5 protein-coding genes are annotated in these 6,693 nt (G+C 72.4%); 2 read left to right on the plus strand and 3 right to left on the minus strand.

The genetic code is table 11. From position 1 onward, the window contains the following. Nucleotides 1–223 precede the first annotated feature (223 nt). On the plus strand, nt 224–2,593 hold the full coding sequence (locus V3T34_RS16010; RefSeq protein ID WP_331369230.1) for an EAL domain-containing protein: 2,370 nt from the start codon (nt 224–226) through the stop codon (nt 2,591–2,593). A gap of 82 nt (nt 2,594–2,675) precedes the next feature. Here V3T34_RS16010 and V3T34_RS16015 read toward each other — a convergent pair whose 3' ends face one another. Next, nucleotides 2,676–3,431 (minus strand): 2-keto-4-pentenoate hydratase, encoded by a 756-nt coding sequence (locus tag V3T34_RS16015; protein ID WP_060848444.1) that lies wholly within the window; start codon nt 3,429–3,431, stop codon nt 2,676–2,678. 11 nt (nt 3,432–3,442) lie between these two features. Then, entirely contained in the window at nt 3,443–5,035 is a 1,593-nt protein-coding gene (locus V3T34_RS16020; protein WP_305077515.1) for a gamma-glutamyltransferase family protein, read from the minus strand. A gap of 386 nt (nt 5,036–5,421) precedes the next feature. Between V3T34_RS16020 and V3T34_RS16025 the strand changes: the two genes are divergently transcribed. Next, nucleotides 5,422–5,640 (plus strand): hypothetical protein, encoded by a 219-nt coding sequence (locus V3T34_RS16025; protein ID WP_139235002.1) that lies wholly within the window; start codon nt 5,422–5,424, stop codon nt 5,638–5,640. A gap of 77 nt (nt 5,641–5,717) precedes the next feature. On the opposite strand, the gene cysC is transcribed toward V3T34_RS16025, so the two are convergent. Next, entirely contained in the window at nt 5,718–6,362 is a 645-nt protein-coding gene (cysC, locus tag V3T34_RS16030) for an adenylyl-sulfate kinase (RefSeq protein ID WP_407942714.1), read from the minus strand. Nucleotides 6,363–6,693: the final 331 nt, after the last annotated feature.

A 6,693-nucleotide genomic window follows, 5' to 3' on the forward strand; every position in this document is an offset into this window, starting at 1 on the left:
GTTCCCCGTCGGGCGCCGAGCCCGATCTCTTCCTCTGCGGCAGAAGACGGCGCCCCACAAAAAAGAAAGACGGCGTCAATCAGGTCATGCGAGCTTGAGATGCGGTGATGCGCAGGATATCGCCGGAGACGGTCCAGACCCGCTCCAGGCCCGCTCCAGGCCCGGTGCGGGTCCGTGAAGGTCCGGCGCGGACGGTGCCGCACGACAGATCGGGGTCGACAGCATGCAGAAGCCCAACCCGCGCATCGGGCTCCTCGCCGACCTGCTCGACGGCCTCGATATCGGCCTGTGCGTCTTCGATGCCGACGATTGCGCCGTGGGCTGGAACCAGACTTTTCTCTATCTTTTTCCCGAGCATGACGGACTCGTCCATCTCGGCGAGCATTACGGCGAGAACCTGCGTCGGTTCTACGGCAACCGCCTGACCTCCGACGAAGCCCGCTACATCGACGAGTACGTCGCCAGCGGGCTCGCCCGCCACCAGGCCCAGAGCCGGCCGTTCGAGTTCGAGCATCGCGGCACCTGGCTGCGGGTGGCGGCCCAGACCATCCCGGGTCTCGGCCGGGTGCGGCTGTGGCGCCGGATCACCCAGGGTGCGGACGGCGTCGGCGCCCGCACGCCGGCGGAGGCCGACACGCCGGACGGCATCGTGGCGGCGAATGCCGACGGGCGCATCGTCTCGGCCAATCGGCAGTTCGCCCAGCTCTACGGCCTCGCACCGGGCGAGGCCGTCGGCCTCACCTTCGAGGCGGTGGTGGCGCGCGCCTGGCAGGACACCCACGGCGATGCCCCGCCCCAGCTTCTGGCCCATCTGCGCGAGGCCCAGCGCTTCGCCGGGGCGCCGTTCGAGGTGCCGCTGCCGGGCGAGCGCTGGATACGGGTGATCGAGCACGCCCGCGAGGACGGCCGCACCGGCGCGCATTTCGACATCACCGCGCTCAAGCGCGAGCAGGCGGCGTTGCGGGCCGCCGAGGCCGAGGCGCGCCGCAGCGCCAGCCACCTGCGCGGCATCATCGAGCGGATGCCGGCCGGGATGCTGGTGGTCGGCGGCGCCGGCGACCTGGTCGAGGCCAACCGCGCCTTCCTGCACGCCCTCGGCCGCGAGGCCGCCGACCTCGTCGGGCGGCCGCTCGCGGTCCTCGGCCTGCCCGAGGAGGCGGGCCTCCTCGACCGACTCCTCGCCGGGGCCGGCGAGGCCGGGGAGCCCGCCGTCTGCGAGATGCGCTTTCCCCGCGCCGATGGCGGCACGATGTGGGCCCGGGTCTCGGCGGTGCGCCTCCCCCTGCCGGCCGACCCCGCCTCCACCCTGCTCCAGGTCGAGGACATCACCGCCCGGCGCGAGGCCGAGCGGCGGATCGCCCACATGGCGGCCCACGACGCGCTCACCGACCTGCCGAACCGCACCCTGTTCCGCACCCGGCTCGACGCCCTGCTCTGGGACGGCCGGGCCTGCGCGATCCTGTGGCTCGACCTCGACCGGTTCAAGGTGGTCAACGACACGCTGGGCCACGCCGCCGGCGACGCGCTCTTGTGCGAGGTCGGCCGGCGCATGCGGGCGGTCCTGCGTGGCGAGGACACCCTGGCGCGGCTCGGCGGCGACGAGTTCGCGGTGCTCCTCGCCGGAGGGGATTCGCCGGCGGCGTCGCAGGTCGCCTCGCGCCTCGTCGAGGCGATGCAGGCTCCGATCGCCGTCGCCGGCCGGTCGATGCATGTCGGCGTCAGCATCGGCGTGGTGCTGGCCCCGGGCCACGGCGCGGACGCCGACACCCTGATGGCCCGGGCCGACCGGGCGCTCTACAGCGCCAAGGCCGCCGGGCGCAGCACCTTCCGGCTCTACGACCCGGCGATGGACGCGGCGGCGGCCGAGCAGCGCGGCCTCGAGCTCGACCTGCGCCTCGGCCTCGATCGCGGCGAGTTCGTCCTGCACTACCAGCCGATCGTCACCGCGGCCGAGCGGCGGACGGTGTGCCGCGAGGCCCTGGTGCGCTGGCACCACCCGACCCGCGGCCTCGTTTCGCCCGGGGCCTTCATTCCCCTCGCCGAGGAGACCGGCCTGATCGACCGCCTCGGTGCCTGGATCCTGCGCCAGGCCTGCCGCGACGCCGCGACCTGGACCGACGGTGCCCGCGTCGCCGTCAACGTCTCGGCCGCCCAGGTGCGCCACGGGCCCCTGGTGGCCGCGATCCAGGCGGCCCTGCGCGAATCCGGTCTCGGCCCCGACCGGCTCGAGATCGAGATCACCGAGAGCCTGCTCGTCGACGGCGACGCTGTCGACCTGCTCCTGGCGCTGCGCCGCCTCGGCCTGCGGATCGCCCTCGACGATTTCGGGACCGGCTATTCGTCCCTGAGCTACCTGCGCCGCTTTCCCTTCGACGCGATCAAGATCGACCGCTCCTTCATCGCCGACATCGCCAATCCCGGCACCGCCGCGATCGTGCGTGCCGTCGTCGGCATCGCCGCCCAGCTCGGGGCGACGGTCACCGCCGAGGGGATCGAGTCCGAGGACCAGTGCGCGGCGGCCCGGCGGGAAGGCTGCACCGAGATGCAGGGCTACCTCTTCGGGCGGCCGGTGCCGCTGGATGCGGCAGCCTGACGATCCGCCTTGCCGGCATCGTCGTCGGTGGGGCGCCAGCGCCGGCTTCCCCCCGGACTGGCCGCCGCCCCCCGTAGCGGTCTCACCCGATCGCCAGCGCCACGCTCCCCAGTCCCGGAAGCTCCGCCACGATCCGCGTCGGCGCCGTGACGAAGTCCGTGCCGGTGCAGGAGCCGGTGGTGACGACCTGCCCCGCCTTGATCCCGCCGAGGGAGCGCGCTCCCTCGTTGGCGAGCCAGACCAGCAACCGCACCGGATCGACCGCCGAGTTGCCGCCGACGTGATCGTGCAGGACCGTCCCGTCGATCGCCAGCCGCACCGGCTGGGTCACCGGGTCGAGGCCGTGCCAGTCGGTCAGGCCCGGCCCCAGCACCAGGACGCCGTGATTCTGCTGGTCGGCGCGCTGGCTGTGCGCGTCGACCGCGCCGAACGTCGCGAAGCGGGTATCGGCGATCTCGATCGCCGGATGCATCGTGACGACCGCCGCCAGCACCGCCTCGCGGTCGTAGGGCCCGGCTTCCGGCGGCAGGTCGCGGCCGAACCGGTAGGCGATCTCGGCCTCCGCCCCGATCACATGGAACAGCGAGGCCGGCAGCGTCTCCGCCTCGACGAAGATCGTGTCGGCGTGCAGCGCGGCCCGGGCCGGGGCGGCGGCGGGGCCGGGGGCTCCCACCTTCCAGCCGGCCACCGGGCCGAGGATGCGCGCGATCGCATCCTGCACCGCGTAGGCCTCCGCCTCGCTGCCGGGCCGCGCGCCCTCCGGCAGGGCGTCGAGGCGTTTCCCCGTGCGCCGTGCCTCGACGAGGGCGGCCGCGGCGGCGTCGATGTCGAACGGCATGGTACGCCTCCTCAATAGCCGAGCGCGCTGCCATCCTTGCGCGGGTCGGACCCCGCCGCGAGGACGCCGGCCTTGCGGTTGATCCAGATGATCTGGCCGCCGCCGATCGGGCCGGAGGCCGGGATGGTGCGGTGGCCGCGGGCCTGGAGGCCGGCGACGACGCCCTCGCCGAAGCCGGGCTCCATCTCGACCCCGCCGCCATAGGCGAAGCTGCGGGGAGCATCCAACGCCTCCTGCACGTCGAGGCCGCGGTCGATGATGCCGGTCAGGAGCTCGACATGGCCCATCGCCTGGTAATGACCGCCCATCACGCCGAAGGGCGCCACCGTCTCGCCGTCCCGCATCAGCATGCCGGGGATGATGGTGTGCATCGGGCGCTTGCGCGGGCCGATCGTGTTCGGGTGGCCCGGATCGATGCGGAAGGACAGGCCGCGATTGTGCAGCAGCACCCCGCTCTCCGGGGCGGTGATGCCGCTGCCGAAGCCCTGGAAGATCGAGTTGATCAGCGACAGCGCGTTGCCGTCCCGGTCGACCACGCTGAGATAGACCGTGTCCTTGTGGACGTGCTCCGGGTTGGGGAGCTCCGGCCAGATCACCGGCTCCTGGGCGCGGCCCATGTCGATGGCGCCGTGCGCGCTCGCCCGCCAGGCCTCGGAGAGGAGGTGCTCCACCGGCACCCGGTTCAGGACCGGATCGGCGAAGAGCGCGTCGCGGTGGTGGTAGGCCTGCTTACAGGCCTCGGCGAAGAGGTGGACCCGGTCGAGCTCGGACAGGCGGGCGACGTCGTGATGCGTCAGCACGTTGAGCATCATCAGCACCGCGAGGCCCTGTCCGCTCGGCGGGCATTCGTAGACGTCGTAGCCGCGGTAGCGCGTCGTCACCGGCGTGACGATCTCGGGCGCGGCGGTGGCGAAGTCGTCGAGGGTGTGCAGCCCGCCAAGGTCCCGCAGACGGGCCACGATGTCCTCCGCGACCGGCCCCTCGTAGAAGCCGCGCGGGCCGTGCTCCGCGATGCGCTTGAGCGTGGCGGCGAGCTTCGGATGGCGCATGATGGTGCCGACGCCGGGCGCCCGCCCGTCGATCAGGTAGGTCGCCGCCGAGGCCGGGTCGCCGGCGACGCGCTCGACGCTGCGCGACCAGTCGAGGGCGACCCGGGGCTGGACCGGGTAGCCGTCCTCTGCGTAGCGGATCGCCGGCTGCAGCAGCTCGCCGAGGCTGCGGGTGCCGTGGTCGTCCAGGAGCTTCGCCCAGGCGGCGACCGCACCCGGCACCGTGACGGCGTGGGGCGAGGTCGGCGCGAGGGCGATGCCGCGCTCGAGGTACCAGGCATCGTGCGCCGCCGCCGGGCTGCGGCCCGAACCGTTCAGCGCGATCGGCGCACGCGCGCCCTTCGGCGCGTAGAGGGCGAAGCAGTCGCCGCCGATGCCGGTCATCAGCGGGTCGACCACGCACTGCACCGCCACCGCGGCGATGCCGGCATCGACCGCGTTGCCGCCGGAGCGCAGGACCTCGATGGCCGCCAGGGTCGAGAGCGGATGGGACGTCGCGACGGCGGCGTTGGCGGCGTAGACGGGCGAGCGCCCGGGCGTCGAGAAATCCCTCACCGAACGGTTCCTTCCTGGTTCGTCTCTCGTTTCGCGCCGGCCGGTCCGCCCCACGGGCGAGAGCTCGACCGCGATGGGCCGCCATCCGGGCGGCTTTGTCTCCGCGCGGAGACGTTCCGGCCCCGCACGACGCGGTGATCCCAAACGGCGCCCGGCGTCAAGCAGGCTCTGACAAGCGGCGCCATAACACGCGGACCGATCGGCCGCGGGAACTGCAGCATCCGTGCCAGTCGGCCGGGCCCTGCGACATGACGCAATGCAGGCCCGCCCTGCTGGCGATGCCGGTTCCGTGCTATGGAGAGATGACGCGGGGCCGGTTCGGAAGGGCTCGCGCACCGCGGCGGCGACCGTTTCGCCGCATCGAGACGAGGTTCCAGGACTACGCCATGCAGGCTGAGATCCCCATGCGCCGCGTGACGGCGATCCGCTGCTATCCGTCCGGCGAGCGCGACGACCCCGACCAGCGCGTGCTCAACGTGCTCGAATGCGGCCACGTCGTCAGCTTCGAGGGCGCGAACGCGGTCTCGGCTCTGCTTGCCAAGCGCCAGCTCTGCCTGAAATGCGCCGAGGAGGCCAAGGCCGAGGAAGCGTCCCCGGCCGCCTGAGGCATCGCGGCGATCTCCCAACCGGCGATCGACCGGGGCCGCGGGAGCGGCCACATCCCCGGACGAGCGCCCGGTGATCAGGCGGCTCCGGCGATGACGCCCCGGTGCCGCAACTCGTCGAGAACCCGGTCGGCCAGGGTCTCGACGTCGTGGATGTCCGTTTGCAGATGGAGGTCGGGAGCCTCCGGCGCCTCGTAGGGTGACGAGATCCCGGTAAAGTTCGGGATCTGCCCGGCGAGCGCGCGGGCGTAGAGGCCTTTCGGATCGCGCCGTCGGCATTCCTCGATCGGCGCGTCGACGAAGACCTCGAGGAACTCGCCCGGCCCGACCAACTGGCGTGCCAGGGCCCGCTCGCGCCGGAAGGGCGAGATCAGCGAACAGAGTACGATCAGGCCGGCTTCCAGCATCAGCTTGGCGACCTCGGCGGTCCTGCGAACGTTCTCGACCCGATCCGCGTCCGCGAAACCCAGATCCTTGTTGAGCCCGAAGCGCAGGTTGTCGCCATCGAGCAGCATGGTGTGGCGGCCCTGCCGCCACAGCTTCTCCTCGACGCGGTTCGCGACCGTCGACTTGCCGGCCCCGGACAGGCCGGTCATCCAGACGATCAAGGGCGTCTGTCCCTTCACGCCCGCCCGCGCCTCCTTGCCGACCGTCAGGGCCGGCCGCTGCACCACCGGTGCTCCGGGCGACAGGGCGGGCGTGCCGTCCGAGGAGGTGTTCATGCCGCCGGTATTCTTCCGTGATCGAGGTCCAGGCCATCCGGCTTAAGCTGTTCGGCCGGATGCGATCGTTCTCCGGCAACTCGCGGATGCCCGTCAAGCGGTGTCCCGCGAAGGCCGTGGCGTATCGCGCTGCCTGTCGTTGATTCGCAACCGAACGCGCGGAGGGGGAGGGGAGGAGAGATGAGCCTGTCGCCAGGTTTTCACAAACCGGTTGACGGGCCGAAACGCGGAGCCTATACGACCACCCATCGGCGCCGGCCGCGACAGCGGCCCGGGCGCTGAGCCATCTTCGAGACAGTCCGGGCCGGCAAGCCTGACCTTGGTCAGGCGC

Source organism: Methylobacterium ajmalii, from assembly GCF_036448855.1.
Lineage (GTDB): Bacteria > Pseudomonadota > Alphaproteobacteria > Rhizobiales > Beijerinckiaceae > Methylobacterium > Methylobacterium ajmalii.